This is a genomic window from uncultured Lactobacillus sp. (genome assembly GCF_902491705.1).
Classification (GTDB): Bacteria; Bacillota; Bacilli; order Lactobacillales; family Lactobacillaceae; genus Lactobacillus.
The window spans coordinates 1-16,422 of sequence record NZ_CABUIW010000052.1 but is presented as its reverse complement, the minus strand read 5'-3'; the positions used below and the strand labels follow the sequence as shown (position 1 = coordinate 16,422).

At 37.0% G+C, this 16,422-nt stretch carries 23 protein-coding genes, 1 tRNA gene and 1 pseudogene; 16 read left to right on the top strand and 9 right to left on the bottom strand.

Annotation, left to right across the window (positions count from 1 at the left end; translation table 11 throughout):
- Positions 1-99: 99 nt before the first annotated feature.
- From RDN22_RS09055 to RDN22_RS09015, 9 genes and pseudogenes are all read right to left on the bottom strand, one after another.
- Positions 100-170, bottom strand: a tRNA-Gly gene (locus RDN22_RS09055).
- A gap of 47 nt (positions 171-217) precedes the next feature.
- Positions 218-535 carry a hypothetical protein gene (locus RDN22_RS09050; protein WP_308557645.1) on the bottom strand — a complete coding sequence of 106 codons (318 nt, stop codon included), beginning with the start codon at positions 533-535 and terminating at the stop codon, positions 218-220.
- Positions 536-590: 55 nt separating this feature from the next.
- On the bottom strand, positions 591-728 hold the full coding sequence (locus RDN22_RS09045; protein WP_308557643.1) for a hypothetical protein: 138 nt from the start codon (positions 726-728) through the stop codon (positions 591-593).
- Between the two features lie 262 nt (positions 729-990).
- Positions 991-1,587 (bottom strand): non-canonical purine NTP pyrophosphatase, encoded by a 597-nt coding sequence (locus tag RDN22_RS09040; RefSeq protein ID WP_278558837.1) that lies wholly within the window; start codon positions 1,585-1,587, stop codon positions 991-993.
- A gap of 12 nt (positions 1,588-1,599) precedes the next feature.
- Positions 1,600-1,995, bottom strand: a complete 396-nt coding sequence (locus tag RDN22_RS09035) for an ASCH domain-containing protein (protein ID WP_278558838.1) — start codon at positions 1,993-1,995, stop codon at positions 1,600-1,602.
- A 65-nt stretch (positions 1,996-2,060) separates the two neighbouring features.
- Entirely contained in the window at positions 2,061-3,074 is a 1,014-nt protein-coding gene (locus RDN22_RS09030) for a hypothetical protein (RefSeq protein WP_278558839.1), read from the bottom strand.
- Positions 3,075-3,549: 475 nt separating this feature from the next.
- Positions 3,550-4,634: pseudogene (locus RDN22_RS09025) on the bottom strand (tyrosine-type recombinase/integrase).
- Between the two features lie 414 nt (positions 4,635-5,048).
- Positions 5,049-5,513: a hypothetical protein gene (locus tag RDN22_RS09020; RefSeq protein WP_308557641.1), complete on the bottom strand. Its 465-nt coding sequence runs from the start codon at positions 5,511-5,513 to the stop codon at positions 5,049-5,051.
- Between the two features lie 22 nt (positions 5,514-5,535).
- On the bottom strand, positions 5,536-6,294 hold the full coding sequence (locus tag RDN22_RS09015; protein ID WP_308557640.1) for a helix-turn-helix transcriptional regulator: 759 nt from the start codon (positions 6,292-6,294) through the stop codon (positions 5,536-5,538).
- Positions 6,295-6,468: 174 nt separating this feature from the next.
- On the opposite strand from RDN22_RS09015, the gene RDN22_RS09010 reads away from it, so the two are divergent.
- From RDN22_RS09010 to RDN22_RS08935, 16 genes are all read left to right on the top strand, one after another.
- Positions 6,469-6,657, top strand: coding sequence for a helix-turn-helix domain-containing protein (locus RDN22_RS09010; RefSeq protein ID WP_308557638.1), 189 nt, complete (start codon positions 6,469-6,471; stop codon positions 6,655-6,657).
- A 172-nt stretch (positions 6,658-6,829) separates the two neighbouring features.
- Positions 6,830-7,492: a Rha family transcriptional regulator gene (locus tag RDN22_RS09005; RefSeq protein WP_308557636.1), complete on the top strand. Its 663-nt coding sequence runs from the start codon at positions 6,830-6,832 to the stop codon at positions 7,490-7,492.
- Positions 7,493-7,509: 17 nt separating this feature from the next.
- A complete protein-coding gene (locus RDN22_RS09000; RefSeq protein WP_308557634.1) occupies positions 7,510-7,785 on the top strand; it encodes a helix-turn-helix domain-containing protein in 276 nt (91 codons plus the stop codon).
- A 194-nt stretch (positions 7,786-7,979) separates the two neighbouring features.
- Entirely contained in the window at positions 7,980-8,300 is a 321-nt protein-coding gene (locus RDN22_RS08995) for a hypothetical protein (RefSeq protein WP_308557632.1), read from the top strand.
- A 168-nt stretch (positions 8,301-8,468) separates the two neighbouring features.
- The gene (locus RDN22_RS08990; RefSeq protein ID WP_308557630.1) at positions 8,469-8,678 is read left to right on the top strand and encodes a hypothetical protein; all 210 of its coding nucleotides are present in this window, start codon (positions 8,469-8,471) and stop codon (positions 8,676-8,678) included.
- Positions 8,679-8,740: 62 nt separating this feature from the next.
- Positions 8,741-9,139: a hypothetical protein gene (locus RDN22_RS08985; RefSeq protein ID WP_308557629.1), complete on the top strand. Its 399-nt coding sequence runs from the start codon at positions 8,741-8,743 to the stop codon at positions 9,137-9,139.
- Positions 9,140-9,141: 2 nt separating this feature from the next.
- Positions 9,142-9,918, top strand: a complete 777-nt coding sequence (locus tag RDN22_RS08980; protein WP_308557627.1) for a bifunctional DNA primase/polymerase — start codon at positions 9,142-9,144, stop codon at positions 9,916-9,918.
- On the top strand, positions 9,915-11,483 hold the full coding sequence (locus RDN22_RS08975; RefSeq protein WP_308557626.1) for a phage/plasmid primase, P4 family: 1,569 nt from the start codon (positions 9,915-9,917) through the stop codon (positions 11,481-11,483). The genes RDN22_RS08980 and RDN22_RS08975 overlap by 4 nt, the downstream gene beginning before the upstream one ends.
- 299 nt (positions 11,484-11,782) lie before the next feature.
- Complete coding sequence (locus RDN22_RS08970; protein WP_308557625.1) at positions 11,783-11,977, top strand: sporulation protein Cse60; 195 nt, start codon at positions 11,783-11,785, stop codon at positions 11,975-11,977.
- Between the two features lie 89 nt (positions 11,978-12,066).
- Positions 12,067-12,468: a hypothetical protein gene (locus RDN22_RS08965; RefSeq protein ID WP_308557623.1), complete on the top strand. Its 402-nt coding sequence runs from the start codon at positions 12,067-12,069 to the stop codon at positions 12,466-12,468.
- A 503-nt stretch (positions 12,469-12,971) separates the two neighbouring features.
- Positions 12,972-13,283 (top strand): hypothetical protein, encoded by a 312-nt coding sequence (locus RDN22_RS08960; RefSeq protein ID WP_308557621.1) that lies wholly within the window; start codon positions 12,972-12,974, stop codon positions 13,281-13,283.
- A 539-nt stretch (positions 13,284-13,822) separates the two neighbouring features.
- Complete coding sequence (locus RDN22_RS08955; protein ID WP_308557619.1) at positions 13,823-13,975, top strand: hypothetical protein; 153 nt, start codon at positions 13,823-13,825, stop codon at positions 13,973-13,975.
- An 86-nt stretch (positions 13,976-14,061) separates the two neighbouring features.
- The gene (locus tag RDN22_RS08950; protein WP_308557617.1) at positions 14,062-14,454 is read left to right on the top strand and encodes a hypothetical protein; all 393 of its coding nucleotides are present in this window, start codon (positions 14,062-14,064) and stop codon (positions 14,452-14,454) included.
- Positions 14,455-14,896: 442 nt separating this feature from the next.
- Positions 14,897-15,076 (top strand): hypothetical protein, encoded by a 180-nt coding sequence (locus RDN22_RS08945; protein ID WP_308557615.1) that lies wholly within the window; start codon positions 14,897-14,899, stop codon positions 15,074-15,076.
- Between the two features lie 356 nt (positions 15,077-15,432).
- On the top strand, positions 15,433-15,609 hold the full coding sequence (locus RDN22_RS08940) for a hypothetical protein (RefSeq protein ID WP_308557613.1): 177 nt from the start codon (positions 15,433-15,435) through the stop codon (positions 15,607-15,609).
- 4 nt (positions 15,610-15,613) lie between these two features.
- Positions 15,614-15,796, top strand: coding sequence for a hypothetical protein (locus RDN22_RS08935; RefSeq protein WP_308557611.1), 183 nt, complete (start codon positions 15,614-15,616; stop codon positions 15,794-15,796).
- Positions 15,797-16,422: the final 626 nt, after the last annotated feature.

Sequence of the window (16,422 nt, the reverse complement as noted above, 5' to 3'; positions counted from 1 at the left end):
TTTGTTTCGCACACTCGCTACGCTCCCGTGCTCAACTAGGTCTAAAGACATTAATGAAAAAAGCAAGGAAAACAAAATGTTTTCCTTGCTTTTTCTATAAGCGGGTAACGAGAATCGAACTCGCGACGCAACCTTGGGAAGGTTAAGTTTTACCACTAAACTATACCCGCATAAACTAAGTAATAGCAATTACTTAGTAAGTATATCGCTAATCCAACTATTTGTCAGCCTTTTTTGATGATTTTTTTGTTGCCTTTGAATCAGCAGATGACTTGGAAGACTTTTCGTCATCATCTTCGTCTTCATCGTCAGCTTTTTCAGTACGTGGAACAGCCTTAATCATCTTGGCTTCACTTTGCCGAATAACAGCACGACTGTTTAATTCATTAACCCCATTCTTATCGCTAGGATCAAAGTCCTGAATCGAAATCATAACAGAATTATTGTAGACTTTTTCAACGATTCCGGTAAAGTCATGATCCGTTGGGCCAAATTTCTTTGCCTTAACAAGATCACCAATTTCAAAATCAGCCACAGGCTATCACCCCTTCATTTTTCTAGTAAACACAATAATGTACAATACACTTTTTTCAGCATTTTTTCAAGTAAAGTGTCTCTCTTAAAGCCCATAAATTCTTATCAGTGATAAAATCAGATCCTGAAAGGAATTTCCCGATGCTAAATTTTCTAATTTTATTTGCAATTGTTATTTTATTCATTTCTTCCACGGCTGGCCTCCACGCCAAAATGGAGAAGCACGTTAGTAATTGGCTAATCATTACCCGTTGTTTTTTCTTTATTCTCCTAACCTGCCAGATAATTCAATTATTCCTTACATGGAAGACTAGCCTTCTCGCTAATCTTATTTGGCTTGTCATTTCTATTATTCTCTTTATTCTTACCGCGAATGCCTTCCGTGAAAAAATTGTAACGTTTGGCAATCCTCGTCATTCACGACTGGTTTTTGCGGGGATGATTATTAACCTTTGTCTAGCATTGATCACGATCTTCTTTTAAGAATCTAATTAGTTTTTCAGCAGCCCGTGCCCGTGTTAAGTACAGATAGCTTTCATTAAATGTCATCTGGGCTAATGTTTTAGTTGAACCACGCGGAATGAGAATTCGACTAAATCCTTCACCGTTAATTCCACGTTCAGTGCTTGCAATTTGTCCCTTTAATGTGCCATCAACCACTTTAATAATTTTCCCTTGATGAGCACACGCAATACTGGTCTGCATGATAAACGTGCGGTTCTTTCCTTGAACAAGACGAATAATGTGCTGTGCATACTGATGGGGCGTGGGATAGTCTGTAAGATCACGTGCTGTCCTCACCCCAAGAATTTTGGGCCTAGCTGTAAGCAGTAGCCCTGAATCATCTGCAATAATTAATCTATTAGGAAGAAGTTTACTAATAAAGAGTGCTTTATCACTAGCATTTTCTTCATATGACCGGTTCCCCTCTGGAGGGAATTTTATTTTAGGGAGCAAGTCCGTATATGGAATTACTTCATGATTACAAACACGAAAGATCTCTTGAAGTTCTTTAATTTTATCGTAATTATGACTAGCAACAACAAACTGCAATTGAATCTCCTCCTAATAACGAAGCGGTGCAATCACTTTGTTAATCCATTCCATTGCCGACTTACTATGAATATCTGTAAATGGGGCCCGTTCAATTAGATGATCATCAACATTAAATAACCGCAATTGCCCCTTAACTTTAATTGGTTTAATCCAATATGATCCATTTTTCGCAAACGGAGCGATCTTCCAAGCATAATAAGAGCCACCCTGGTCTTGCCGTTGCTCAATGCCAACAATTTTAGCAACACAGAGGGCATACCCCGGCACGAAGCCCCGAATCTTCTTGGCAGTGTTGCATATCAACAGGTCTCCCCGATACTTAGTTGACCATGAACGGTATTCTTCAGTTTTTGTCCCATTCATAATATCAGCAGCGTAATCCGACCGAATCGATAAGGCTTTCATACTGACACCCCTTCCCAAAATGGCACCACCAATCCTGAAATAGTAGGATTCATAGTGCCATTTATTTAACCTAAAATATGATTAACAAACAGTAATCCCAGAATGAACACTATCCAGCAGACCACCGTTTTCACATTTTTACGCCGATTGAAACGTTTCTTATAGTCTTCAGCTGACTTAACTAACTCTGGCGAAACTTCCAAATGTTCTTCGGTGTACCCACTGATATCAAGGCTCTGTTGATGATTAAAGTCTTCTCCATTCAGGTGGAAGTGGGCACCATAAACGATGTTATAAATCTTCCACTGCGCACTTCCTTGTTTTCGTCCAAAGACAACATAATCTGTCCACTGTTGCCGTTTAAATGGCGAATTAAAATCAGAGAGAACATTCACTTCACTATCAATCCCGCTTACTTGGACCTTTGCAATAATTAGGTCAGGTGAAATTTTCTGAGCTGATACGACTTTTCCATGGTTAACCAGCACATCATCAATGATCCCGTTCGATGCCTTGGCAATAATTTCATCATGCATTGTTGACAGGAAAACCCGTCCCAGTTGTGATTTCAACTGATCCAAATAATTACTGCTGTCAGCAAAGCACCGACGAATCGACTGACCATAAACAAATTGTGCCCAAGCATATGTCTCGACTAAGCTCTGTGCTAATTGATCATCAACAGCATCATTTTCTAAGCGGATCTTAGCTCTCTTGAGTCCTTGTTTAAAGTCCTTAATCTTCACATTAGGAATTAACATCCATTCGGACAAACCATTAACTTCCGTGATGTCACGAGTCCTCCGGTAAAGTTGCACCACCATTTTGCTGACAGAGCTAAGAATATATAACCCACAGAAAAACAGGACAAACAAGAATGCCCTAAAGCTATCTCCAGATTTCCCATTTCCACTGCTTATAATACTGCTGCCGCTTGATGAGCTTCCACCACCGCTTGATGAACCGCCCCCTCCACCAGTTGACCCCATTGAGGCAAAAGCTGCATGAAAGGTCAGCAATTTAGTAATGATAACCACCAGAGCAATTTTCCAACGTTTAAAAAAGTTAACACGTTTCATTTTTTCCTCGCTTTGTTAATCACGCTATAATATTACTCACGGTATTGTATCACAATCTTAGGGCGATGGCCCAATCATTTTAAAGCCAAAATTTGAAATAATAATCTATCAGCAGATTAACGTCAAAAAGTAATATTCTCTTCAACTGATAGTCTTCTTTCTGTTCATTATTAAATTTAAAAACTAGCTGTAGTAATACAGAAGTGTCCTCATAATTGCACTATATCCAGTAAAGTATACTCTTACCTAGTAGACGAATATCAGAATAAAGCTGAGGAGCAGATTGAGAAACACCTTAAATATATATATAAAAAGAGCCTTGAACGTACAAAAGATGTACATTCAAGGCTTCAATCGTTGATATAACAATGATTGCAGACTATACAAAATGCCCCAAACAGGCATAATATACCATGCATAAACGCCGGTATATCAGCATTTTGCCTTTGCTTTTCCGCAGTATTTCCGCAGATTTCTATAATTCCGCCAATTTATCAATAATCAAAGTATCATTCTTGGCTTTAAATTCATCAATCAAATATGAATAAGTATTAAGCGTTACCGTGATATTTGAATGACCTAATCGCTTACTAATGGCGTAAATATCCACACCTTTACTCAGCAAATAGGCAACATGAACATGGCGCAATGAATGAAAATGGAAACCTTGTTTTTTAATACCAATATCCGACATAATAGACCGTAGACATTTATTAAGGGCGTTACTCGTTGGAACTGTCCCTAATACGTTCTGAAAGACCATGACACTATTATTTGCCTTTAAGTCTGCTAAATGCTTCAACAGCTCACGGTTAACTTTAATCGTTCGGTTGCTTGATTCCGTTTTAGTAGGCTTAAAGGCTTTTTTCTTTTCATCCCACGACTTGCTAATTGAAATAGTGGAATGCAGGAAGTCTATATCTTTCCACGTAAGCGCCTGTACTTCACTTTTACGCATCCCCGTATAAATGGCTGTTAGTATCATGTAACGGCTTGTATTGTACCGTGAGAGCTTAGATAATACCGCTGTTTTTAGTTCGGCTAGTTCCTTACTGTTCAAATACTCAACTTTACGGTTACGTTGCTTGTTGTACACCAGCCTAACGTTATGAGTGAAGTCTTTGGTAAGAATATCATCGTCAATAGCACAACTAACAGTAGAGCGAACGGCACTATTTAACTTTGAAACGCTATCCCGCGCATGATTCCCACCATACCAGTTAATAAATGCTTGATAATCTGACCGTCTAATATCGCTTAACTTGGTATCTTTGAAATAATCTTCGAGCACGTTACCGATCACTTTATAGCGATTTTTAGTAACGTGGGTTATTCGGTTATCCTCGTATAGTTGATACCATCGCTTGTAATAATCAACTAGGTTACATCTTGCCAATTAACATTGCGCTGGTTTAATTCCTTTTCTAGCTTATCCGCTTCCGCCAGTGCTTCACGCTTCAGCTTAAAACAGCCGGCTGATTTCTGGTGTCGTTTACCGTCCTTGTCTCGCCACGTTGCTATACCGTAATAGCCGGACTTTGCTTTTTTCGCATAACTCATAAAATTACCTCTTTCGTTCGCTCAGCTTGCCGGCATGGAATGATTAAAGGATATGTATTGAGTTGTTATGAAATGTTGTTAAGATTCCGGCTTTGAAGTTAAAATGACTGACCCCAATTTTGGGGAGACGTTCCAAAATTGGGAGTAGTGTTATTAGTGGTGTTAACAGTAGCAATAATAGTGGTGATATTAGTAGCGTTAAATTTTTAACGCTTTCACACGCTTCTTAACGCTTTTAACATCCCCAGTAATCAGGGGATGATTTAGACAGCTATGTATTAACTATATTCAGCTATCTATCTAGCTATATCAGCAGAAAACCAGCAGAAATAATCTTAAGCATATCAAGGCTTAAAGCCATGAAACATGCAGAAAACCTTTAGGGTAAACCTGTCAATTATAGAACTATCTAAATCACTGATTAAATGGATCCTGTCCTTGCTGTAACTGGTAGGTGTCCTGTATCTCACCAGATGATTTCATGTTGTTAGGAACGGACTGTACCGCCTGTTCTGGTGACATTCCATAATGATCTGACAAGTAGGCAGCAGGTGATTCACCATAGCGATTAACAAAATCATGCAAATCAGTAGACAGTGGTAGTTGTCCGTTATTACTTACTGAAGCCTGTTGATTATTATTTCCTTGTGCTTGTTGGTTTGTTGCCTGCTGACTTGAAGAACCAGCAACAGAACTTGAATTACTGGAAGCTGATTCTTGTTTCTTTTCTGAATGCTTATTAGCTTTCTTGTGGTGCTTAACTACCTTGCTAGAACTAGTTTTACTGGAACTAGAAGCCTTTTTAGTTGATTGACTACCGCAAGCCGTTAAGCTCATCCCCAATAGTGCAGTAGCACAGATTAAACCTATCTTTTTCATGTTTCTTCCTCGCTTGTTAAATTTAAAATGGCAATAATCCCTTATAATCATATGTACCACCTTTATAAGTCATAACTATCCCACTATTTAACTCTGAATAGCTGGAATTAAAATCACCAAAAGGAAAGATAACTGACATGTAAGACGGAATTTCAATATAGTTATTATTTGACTGAAAATTGGAAAAATAATCATAGATTGATTTAGTTATTTTTTGTTGTATAACTTGTCTAAATCCATCTGTTAAATCTTCATTCCAAAATTTAAAAAATGATTCTTTTTGTGACTTCATGTTCTCTTCTATTGGTGGATTGCCTAGAACTACCTTGAACGATGGAACATCCATAATAAAATTATTATTTCCAAATTCATCAGAAGATCTAAATAAAATCTTCTCGTCAGAAATAACAGATAATTCAAACGTCTTTTTACTTTCACCTGCTGAATAGTTATTACTAGTCTTTGTTAAATATAGATTTAAGTAAAAAGGCTTTATATAAAAATTGTCTGGAACCTCATTGTAATCAGGAGTATCAACAATAGGATCATCATCAGCATCAACAGTTGCCGATACATCAAATGGCAAATATTCAAAAAAATCTTTTGGCGTTACTCCTAAATACTGACATAGCAAATTAACGGTTTCAAACTGTATCATTTTGCCACTGTTATTAACAGTAGAGTTAATAGTATTCCTTGATAAATTATTTATATCGTTAGCTATCCTAGTAGCCTTTAACCCTCTTACGTCCATCAATTCTTTTAATCTATTGCGGATCATAAATAACACCTCGTTTACTATTCTAAAATAAATCATTATTAAGTAAAAGACAACTATTATTGTCATTTTTAAACAATAATCAGTTGCCTTTTTATTTTTAAAGTGCTATTCTTCGAGATAAAAGACAAGTATAGTTGTCTTTTTTGTAGACTATTCAAAGAAAGGATAGATAAAATGATTAATTATTTTTCATATACTGAAGCAATGAAATATATGGGCATTAAATCTTTAACTACATTGCGAACTTACATCAAACAAGGCTTACCCACTATCCAAGTAGGCAAGTCCAAACGGATCAGTAAGTCCGATATTGATAAGTTCATGGCTGATCATCGTGTCGTAGTCAAACAAAATAAGGAGTGATTTTGACAAACGAAAGTAATCAATACAGAGCTGAAAAGCATTGATAGACTGCTATTAATCAATCAAGAAAGGAAGTGTAAAAATCTGTTTTTTGAACTTTAGGAAGCGAATAGTTTTAGCCGCTTAATCGTTGATAGCATGGAATTAATCAATAAAAAGGGGATGTTAAATCATGACGGAGAAAATTATCGAAGCTAACACAAAAAAGCATAACTTGGGCGCATTCACTGGCTTGGTGTTCGTTCATGGTTTGGATGAGGAACCATACACTACAGATAAAATCATCGCAGAATGCAGTAATAACTCATTGCACGCTGTAAGACAGCTAATTAGGACTAATAAAAAGCGATTAGAAGAGTTCGGAATTTTGGCATTTGAAATGCGTAAATTAAAAGGTCGTGGACGACCAGAAAAAATTTATCATCTCACTGAACAGCAAGCGACACTATTAATTACATTCTTAGATAACACTTCAAAAGTTGTTGAGTTTAAAGTTGCCCTTGTTCGTGAGTTTTATCGTATGAAGCAGGAACTAACTCAACGACAAATCAATAGAGCAGTTGAAAAGCCACAGCGTAGGTCATTAACAGATGCAATAAAAGGATGGCCACAAGCTCCTAGACATATTTACATCAACATGACACAGCTTTTATTGAAACAAGCTACTGGTTTAACGGCACAGCAAATCAAGAAGCAACGACACGTTAAAACAGCCCTTGATGGCTTGACAGTCAAAGAACAAGAACGGTATCGACAACTGGAAAATATTGCAATCGGACTCGTAGGGCTTAACAAAACTTGGGATGAAGTAAAAGGCGTTTTACTGCTAGCTTAATGATTGGAGCTGAAAACATGGAAAACTTAAAAGTTGAGTTGCCAAACGACTTGCGAGAAGCGACTAAAGCAATGATTTCTGATTCATTAGACAGCGCAGTTAGAGACATCCAAGCCAAAAACAGCTTCCCGCCTTACTTGAATAAAGGGGAAGCTAGCGCTTATTGCGGTGTATCAAGGGGTGTCTTTAACAAATGGCTGGAGAAATACAACATCCCCACAATCCAGATTGAGGGCGTAAGTCGTTTCAGACGAAAAGCCTTAGATGACTTTATGCAAAAGCACGAAGAATAAACATAATTATCTAGCTTGCCGGCATGGATATTGGAGGACGTGAACCATATGAAGATATTAGCAACTATTGACAGACATATATTAGCCTACTGGGACACAGCACCAAGTGAACGGCTATGGGCTTACCTAGCTACCCTACCCGCTGTTGTTCTGGTAATTGACGTAATTGCACAGTTAATCATCAAGTAAAGGGGATGCATTACATGCAACATTTAGATAAAGACGAACAGGCAATTTATGACCTATTACCAAAAGGAATTGACCGCCCTAAACCACTAAAAGAGCTGGTGAAACTATCAGGACTAAACAACCGTGAAGTACGGGGTATCATTTATCGCTTAATCGTATTGCACCATGTACCAATTGGAGCGCAATATAAGCGCCCTAACGGCTACTACATCATCACCAATAATGATGAACGTAAACAAGCCTTAGCACCACTTACCTCTCAAATAGCGATGATGAGTAAGCGAGCACAGGTAATCGGTAATGTTGAATTAGGGAATGAAGAATAATGTTCAAACAAAATAAAAAGCCGTTAACGCTGGATAATTACCACACCAAACAGCGCTAACAGGCTCAAATTATAAGCACAACGAGGCTTCCCGTTGCTTGCTTATTCTAACATGTAACTTTCAATCAATCACGGGGTTAACATCCCCAATAACTGGAGGAATAAGACAATGAATAACGATAATTACCAATTTATTTTAGCAGACGACCACAAGGGCAATAAGGTACTAGCCGTTATTAAGGGCGAGCTGTCAACCGAGCTAGTAAGCAATGCTAAGGTAGTCACCGACACACGTTTTAACGCTGTTGCTGAACAACTTAAAAAGATTATTGATTCAGCAAGCGTTATTGAAAAGGACGGTGAACATTCATGCAATTAGTGACTCTTACCGCCCCAGACGGACACCGTGAACGATGGGACATTAAAACAGCTTATCTTGCCTTGTTGTCTTGGCATTCATACCTCAAAGATACGGACAACGCCAAAGAACCAACTAAGATCGCTAAGCAGATTGGCAAGTTTGTTGGGGATGATATTAAACAGGTGCATATGTACCTAGTTTATCTTGACGGCTTCAACGGTGATCTATATTCCAAACTGTCGATATTAGCTCACAACAGCAATAAAAGCACCGTGCAACTGTATTTTGTGATGAAGTCAATCGGTAATAACGACTATTTGCCCCACAACAAGGAGCAGGAACCAGAGCGACAGCAATTAATCAATCGCATTAAGCAAGTGACCAACAACGACCAAGAAACGCTTAGACGGCTCACAGAGCTGACTAAATTATTTGTTGATGGTCAATTACATTACAGCAAATTAAAGGGGATGAAATAGCATTGAACAAATTACAGAGCGCAATTGAATACGCCCAAAAAGGCTTCTATGTTTTACCAACACAAGGCAAGCGACCATTGATTAAGTTTGCTAACACCCCACCACTTACAGTTGAACAAGTTAAGTATTACTGGAGCAAGTACCCAGACGCTAACATCGCATTAAGAACTGTTGACTTTTTTGTGTTAGACATAGACACAAAAGAAGCACATGGAAAAGACGGTATGAAGTCTTACCAAACTCTAAAAAATACAGGTTTAATTGCCCCCACCCTAGCACAATTAACGGCAAGCGGTGGAAATCAATTGTTTTATAAAAAGCCTAAAAACATCCCCGTTAATCAAGTTATCGGATTGAAGCAAGGAATAGACATTAAAGCGCACATTAATAACTATGTTATCGTTCCACCCTCTACCACATCAAAAGGTAGTTACCAATGGCTCAACAAATTACCAATGAGAGAGCCAAAAACAGAGTTAGTTAAGTTTATTAACAAACATCATCCCCTCAACAATCCTAAGAACGACTGGAGCAAACACCATACGGGCAAAAAGTGGACGGGAATTGTGTTAGATAACTTAGTTAAGGGCGCACCAGAGGGACAAAGAAACGATTATATGACCCGTTTATGTGGTCAAATGATACACGCTGGAGCAGACGACAACACTGCTTGGCTATTGCTTCAATATGCTAACTCTTTCAACTCCCCACCATTGGAGAACAAAGAACTTGAAAAAATATTGTCTAGCATAATCAGAGAGGAGATCGGTAAATCTTGAAAAACAGAGCATTGGCAACAAATAACCCAGCGTCACAAGGTTTAAAAGCCTTATTCAGAGAACATAAGGAAGCAAAAGAAAAGCACAGTCAAGATCGAACCATTAAAAGTAACCATGATTTACTTAATCTCTTAAAAGAAACAGGTAAAAAATGGCGAGAGGAACACAAAGAAGTTAAAAAGAAAAACGGGCAAGAAGTAGAAATTGTACATCATGTTCCAGCCCGTTCAATTGCTTACATGTTAGAAAAGCATTTGAAAACTGCAGTTATTGGAGATAGTGCAAAAGACGTGGAAAACGCCCCTCTATCTTTCTATGATTTAGACACTGGACTTTATACCAACAGCGATCGATTGCTTGATAGTTTCATCTTAGCTGTTGACGACACCACCAACTCACGTGCTAGAAAAGACATTCGAGAATGGTTAAGGATTGAAGCCCCCACCAAGTCTATTAATAAGAACATCAACCTTGTTCCCGTTGGCAATGGCATATTTGATAAGGAAAATAAGAAGTTGCTACCATTCGATCCGAAATACGGTTTTACCAGTAAAGTTGCCACAAAATACGTAGACAATGACATCCCCGAACCCACCTATAATGGCTGGACATTCAGCAAGTGGATTAAAGAATTATCAAATGGTGACGAGGATAAAACCACACTCTTATGGCAAATGATAGCTAGTGTTATTCAGAACAGACGGACTAGCAACGTTTTATTTTGTTTAATTGATAATGGTGAGGGGCGCACTGGTAAAAGTACATTTGAAGCCTTATTAATGAATCTAGTTGGTAAGAATAACTACACCGCTTTAAAAATAGAGGAGTTCGATCATTCTTTTTTGTTAGCCCAAGCCTATGGAGCAAGTTTAATCATTGGAGATGATAACGACCCGAAAGGATATATTGACAATGGCAGTACGCTAAAAAGCATCGTTACCAATGAATTAGTATTAATTAATCCAAAAGGACAACGCCCTTTTTCTGCTAAGTTCTACTGTACGATTGTTCAATCTATGAACGGCTTCCCACGATTTAAAGATACATCAGGCGGTTTATATAGACGGTTTAGGTTAATTCAGTTTAACCATCAATACCCAGATACCCCAGACGGACGAAAAGTCAAAGATGAATACGTTAAAGACCAGCGCTTGTTGCAATGGATACTAAAAAAAGCTTTGCAAGTTAATATTGATACCATTATCAACACACAAGAAAGCCAAGAAGCAGTCAATGATTTACAACTGGAGAATGACATCGTTTTATCTTTCGTTAATGAAGTTGTTCCTAACTTAGAAAGTACCAGAATACCAATAGCGTTGTTGTTTGCTCTATTTCGTAAATATGTTGACGACAATAACAGTAAAAATGGCATGACCAGAGCCACATTTACTAGAAGAATTAAACCATTAATGGAACGTAACGGCTGGAATTATAAGAAATCCAGACCATTAGATTTTTTGAGTGATAGTGACATTAACCAACTTAAAAGCACATCGTATTATGATTACAACGATTTTAGAAAGGACGACCATAAAAGCCAACGCTGTTTTATTAAAGAATAACGTTCCAGTTCCTCTTTTTGTTCCGTGTATTTTTAAAAAGTGTAACACTGAAAATCGTTGCTATAACAGCGTTTATTATATATTGTTCCATTTATAATTAGTAATATTAGACATAAGAGTAAAAAAATAGGCTATAAATACATCTATGTAAGAACGAACAAAAAAACGAGCGGAACACGGAACGAAATTGCTTAATCACTAGAGCGACAAGGGATTATACCTGTTCCAGCGTTTGGAACAAAGTAGAACAATTGGAATAACGTATTAAACACCAACAATAAAGTAAACGAGGTAATAACATGACAAGGGTAAAAGTTTTTAGTACATATCACGAAAACGAACTTGATATATTAATGAATAAATGGTTAGCAGAACATCCAGATATTAATATAAGGGACATTAAACTAAGTAGTTCTTTAGCTTCAACAAACGAGGATAGTATACCGTTATTTACTGCAATGGTTATCTTTGCCTTACGTACTGCTCCTATTTAAGAGAACCTATAAAGAAATTTTCCTACAAAAAAATGTTTTTTTGTTGGCATAGGCACATTGGACACCCTATAAAAAGAGAGGACAAAAAAATGAAATTCAATATCCAATACCCACCTTTAATTGAACAGGCATATAATCATCTGCTTTCAATTGGTTTACACCCTAACAAGGACAAACTATATAAAATGCTAGTTGTTAAGGGGATGATTGACGAGTTAGGCAATCCCACTCAACGAGCAATAGACGAGGGCTTAATTGAAGTAGCGAAAAACAATCCAATTGAACGATTTAAGGCTGAAAATCCTCTTGTTGCTCATATTCCAGACGAACATTTCAAGGTACATAAGGGACAAGTTCTCATGGACTGTTACGCTTTGAAAACGGTATCTACCACTGTTCTAAACGACCCAGAGGCAACAGCAGAGCAAAAAGAAAACGCTCAAAGCCTATTAGACAAGGTAAATAACTTAGACCATAACAAATGGTGCTAAATAAAAAGCATCCCCTTTTATTGCATCAAGCGATGATAAGGGGATGTTATTCTTTTGCTTGTAAGAGCGTTCAATCATATTTAAACCTAAAAGCTGTTATATCAGCTATTTAAGGATGTTTAACGTTGACTAATGCACGACAAAGGGAACTGATTGTAGTTGCTACCTATTCCATTACGACAGAACACACGTTTATTTCAAAAATTCGGGCTGTTTTAAAACGAGTAATAGGCAATTAATATAATTAATCATTTAAGAGTTAAAACGGCTTAGACAGCTTTAAAACGAAAATTAGAATACAGAGAAATGGAGTTGATTTAAATGTTTCTTGTATCGTGTCTGTTAATTGGAGCAATTGCATGTAGTTTGGCAAGCCTTTTTGCTGATATTGCGGTTATATGGCTATTTACCCACTACATGAAAGACCAGTACAAAGGGAATGAAAGCAAATGAGTTGGTATCGTGGTAGATATGTTACAAGTAGGCGCACCCTAGCCCAGTGGATGGCTGAAAGTAAGAAAGATTATCATTTCAGAGTTAGAAACAAAGATAAAGCAGATCCAACAGTTGTTAATTTCGTATTCTCTGACAACATCAAAAAGGATCGGCGCTTATATGTTGCTAGTCGGGTTATTTATAATCACTACTTAGATTATTGCTATCAGCAGGACTTAACACCGCTAAGCAATCGACAATTTAAGCACAACATGGAACTGTTAGGGTTTGTCTATCAGAAACATCATCGCTTTTATGCTGGTTACTACCAGAACAAAGTGACAACAGCGTATAAAAATATCGGAATAATTAAGCGGTAGTTATTCCATGCAATGTACAATTTATCAATCCATCTAAAAAGCTGATATAACAGCAATCTTAATTAGAAATCATTACCCAAAATTGCACATTTTCGGGGCTGTTTGTAGTTAAAAGAATGCTAACAAATGTTGGTGTTTTTAATAATTCGTTGTTAGATTGGAGCTGATAACATGATTCTATTCTTTGATTCAACCTATTGGACGTATGAACTAACCGCAGTTATTGCAGTGATTATCATTGCTTTACTGGTTATTAAGTACAGACACTAGAATCTCACAAAACACTACTTTTTTAATTAATTCGTAGTTGATTATTATTGATTATGACTTGTTAGCTGTAATCATTGATACAATAACGTTTTACGTCAAAACAAGAAGCAACAAAGATCAATAATCGCCCTTTTTTGCTATCAAAATAGGACATACTAAAAAGCCCCCGTTTTTATTTAACGGGGGTTGGTTTGTTAATATTGCAGGAACGCTCATCGACTTTTATACGTAACAAATTCCATTAATTATTTTAGGGGGGATGCCTAATCATGCTATTAAATTCATTTGATGATTACATGCTTTACACGTTATTAGCTCATTTATTCCATACGTCAATTACTAGCGCATATTGGGCTTTTAATTTAGCTACCACCTTTACGCTATTATTAATTGCTGTCTTGATTCTATTGTTCAAACATTAGCAACAAAAAAAGGCACACCAATTAATGATGCACCCTCTACTGGTAATGGTTCTGAATAAATAAATTATATCGGAGTGTTTGTTATCGTGTCAATCATCCCCACCATTGACGACAAGGAAGCCGTCAAGATTGCCAAAACTTACCTCAAGCAGTACCACGATTATTCACTGATTGCCAAGCGCCTGTCTTTTATGAATGCTGAATATATTACCACAAAGGATAAAAGCACCCACTCAATGGCTTTATATGAACTCAAAGAACGGGAGAATATTGTAAGCAAGGTTAAGCAGCACGATTTAACCAGTGGGATGATTGTTGAGTATCGTTTTATTAATTCATACTCAGTTATTCAGACGCTGGAACAGTTGCAACAGCAAGGGATGAAAATATCAGAGCGTACACTCCATAATAAGCAACATGAAGCCTTGTTATTAATGTATTCACTGATACCAGATAAAGACACTAAGCTAATCAAATAAATATTTACACGTATTAAGCATAACTATATAATCATAGACATGGTAAAAGTTAAGGGTAGCTCCCCTAATTTTTATCAAGGCGTTAAATGCTAGACAATGACCAACGACTTACAAGTACAGCAAGAAACGGAGGCGCTGGTCTTGAAAGTGTTTCTTTTCTTGTCTAGGGGTGAAGTACCTTGACGATTAGCGTTACATTTACCAGCTGTAAAATGCTAGTAATTGTAATTGTGATCATTTTAACGGTACTAAAAAAGCGTTAATAGTTTGACCTACTAACGCTTGAAACCTCTAGCAAGAAACGCCGGGCGTTAGATTCTCACACAATCTAGCGCCCTTTTACATATGTAATTATAACATGAGTATATACGTATACAAGCGAAAAGTTTACACTATAAAACGCTATTTTACACTAATTGCAATTTTAAGGGGATGTTTAATCATGGTTTCACTTGCACAAGCTGAAGCAACTAAACGATACAAGAAACGCCATCCACAGCAAACTAAACTATATCAATATCGCTCCAATGCTAGAACGTTTATTAAACATTATGCAGATAAAGACGACCTAACTAAACTTATAACACTAGCACAAGAGCAAAAAGCCAAGCTAAACGACTAAGGACGACCTAGAACCCACACTAGATCGCCCTTTTAATTTTGTCCCACTCAATAGCCTAATGATACCGTATTTATTTAGCGTTAATCAAAGATTCCTATTGCACTTTATCTTACATATGTATATAATATAGCTAGCCCCTAAGGAAAGGGGGTGGTTACCATGAACAGAAAGAGCAAAAACAAAAAGCGCTCAGTGAAAGCTTTCTCAGTTGAGTTTAGCTTAATACCTTTGCGCTTTAAGTTAGTAGTAATTTTTGATTAGTGGTTATTCGCCACCCAAAGGTTGACTCGCCAAAGTCAACAACCTTTGGGGCTTTTCATATATGTATTATAGCATTTAAAAGCGAGGTTGAGAATATGAGACGCTTTAAGTATCAATCAAAAAACAAACACGTTACTATTGCCCTAGATGTATATAGCCCTCGTGAAACAGTAGCCCTCTGGAAGCAGGATGTTAAGAAGTTCAAGACGTGGTTACATACCCCAAAAGATAAGCGCAAGAAATTAATTAAGTTTAAGATTGAAAGAAAGTAATAACATGGCTATCAGTAAAGCTCAACACAAAGCAATTAATAAATATCGCAGTAAGAATAAAGCACACGTTCAATATATTAATAGGCGCTCAATCGCCAAGAGCTTTATTCTTAAGGACGCTACAAAAGACGACCTAAATATGCTACTAGGTCACATTAAGAAACGACAGCAAGAGTTAAACAACTAGGGACAACTAACCGTTAATGGATTAGTTGCCCTTTTGCTTTATCGGTGCAATCTATCTTAATTTTGCACTGATAACTAAATGATTGTACTAAAAAAAGACGTTCTACCATGAGAGCGCCCCTGAGATATTAATTAAAGCAAACCAGACTAATTATAACATCCCCGCCCCCTCAATCACTCAAAAAAGAGCGCACACATTGCAATCACCTTGTACGTAAGCCCTAATTTTAAAAATTTTTAGGTAGGGGGGCTAAAACATGATAAACACTGATATAATCGCATTCTTAATTATATGGCCATTAATTTTATGACTGTTTTAGATAGCAATTGATGGGGATGATTATGTATTCTGACAATTCAGACACCCTAAAAGAAATAACTGAATTTTTCCGCAGGCAAAATAAAAAGACCACTGAATCAGTGATCTACCACGCCGACAAGCGGTTATGTTTTTTCCGCAATTTTTCCGCAGAATTGATTAAAAATAGTGTTTTATAGTGTAAACCTAAAATTAAAAATGGCTTTATATCAACGTTTTGGACACTATCGCAAACTATTTAAAATACAAAAAGTGCCCCAAACAGGCAGTAAATAGTTCTTATATAGGCTGATATATCAACATTTATA

Excerpts from the sequence above, each read along its gene's own strand:
- RDN22_RS09010 (WP_308557638.1), top strand. The coding sequence starts at position 6,469 with ATGATTAATTATTTTTCATATACTGAAGCAATGAAATATATGGGCATT.
- RDN22_RS08990 (WP_308557630.1), top strand. The coding sequence starts at position 8,469 with ATGAATAACGATAATTACCAATTTATTTTAGCAGACGACCACAAGGGC.
- RDN22_RS09030 (WP_278558839.1), bottom strand. The coding sequence starts at position 3,074 with ATGAAACGTGTTAACTTTTTTAAACGTTGGAAAATTGCTCTGGTGGTT.
- RDN22_RS09020 (WP_308557641.1), bottom strand. The coding sequence starts at position 5,513 with ATGAAAAAGATAGGTTTAATCTGTGCTACTGCACTATTGGGGATGAGC.
- RDN22_RS08940 (WP_308557613.1), top strand. The coding sequence starts at position 15,433 with ATGAGACGCTTTAAGTATCAATCAAAAAACAAACACGTTACTATTGCC.
- RDN22_RS09015 (WP_308557640.1), bottom strand. The coding sequence starts at position 6,294 with ATGATCCGCAATAGATTAAAAGAATTGATGGACGTAAGAGGGTTAAAG.
- RDN22_RS09035 (WP_278558838.1), bottom strand. The coding sequence starts at position 1,995 with ATGAAAGCCTTATCGATTCGGTCGGATTACGCTGCTGATATTATGAAT.
- RDN22_RS08945 (WP_308557615.1), top strand. The coding sequence starts at position 14,897 with ATGGTTTCACTTGCACAAGCTGAAGCAACTAAACGATACAAGAAACGC.
- RDN22_RS08960 (WP_308557621.1), top strand. The coding sequence starts at position 12,972 with ATGGCTGAAAGTAAGAAAGATTATCATTTCAGAGTTAGAAACAAAGAT.
- RDN22_RS09000 (WP_308557634.1), top strand. The coding sequence starts at position 7,510 with ATGGAAAACTTAAAAGTTGAGTTGCCAAACGACTTGCGAGAAGCGACT.
- RDN22_RS08965 (WP_308557623.1), top strand. The coding sequence starts at position 12,067 with ATGAAATTCAATATCCAATACCCACCTTTAATTGAACAGGCATATAAT.
- RDN22_RS09005 (WP_308557636.1), top strand. The coding sequence starts at position 6,830 with ATGACGGAGAAAATTATCGAAGCTAACACAAAAAAGCATAACTTGGGC.
- RDN22_RS08995 (WP_308557632.1), top strand. The coding sequence starts at position 7,980 with ATGCATTACATGCAACATTTAGATAAAGACGAACAGGCAATTTATGAC.
- RDN22_RS08955 (WP_308557619.1), top strand. The coding sequence starts at position 13,823 with ATGCTATTAAATTCATTTGATGATTACATGCTTTACACGTTATTAGCT.
- RDN22_RS08970 (WP_308557625.1), top strand. The coding sequence starts at position 11,783 with ATGACAAGGGTAAAAGTTTTTAGTACATATCACGAAAACGAACTTGAT.
- RDN22_RS08935 (WP_308557611.1), top strand. The coding sequence starts at position 15,614 with ATGGCTATCAGTAAAGCTCAACACAAAGCAATTAATAAATATCGCAGT.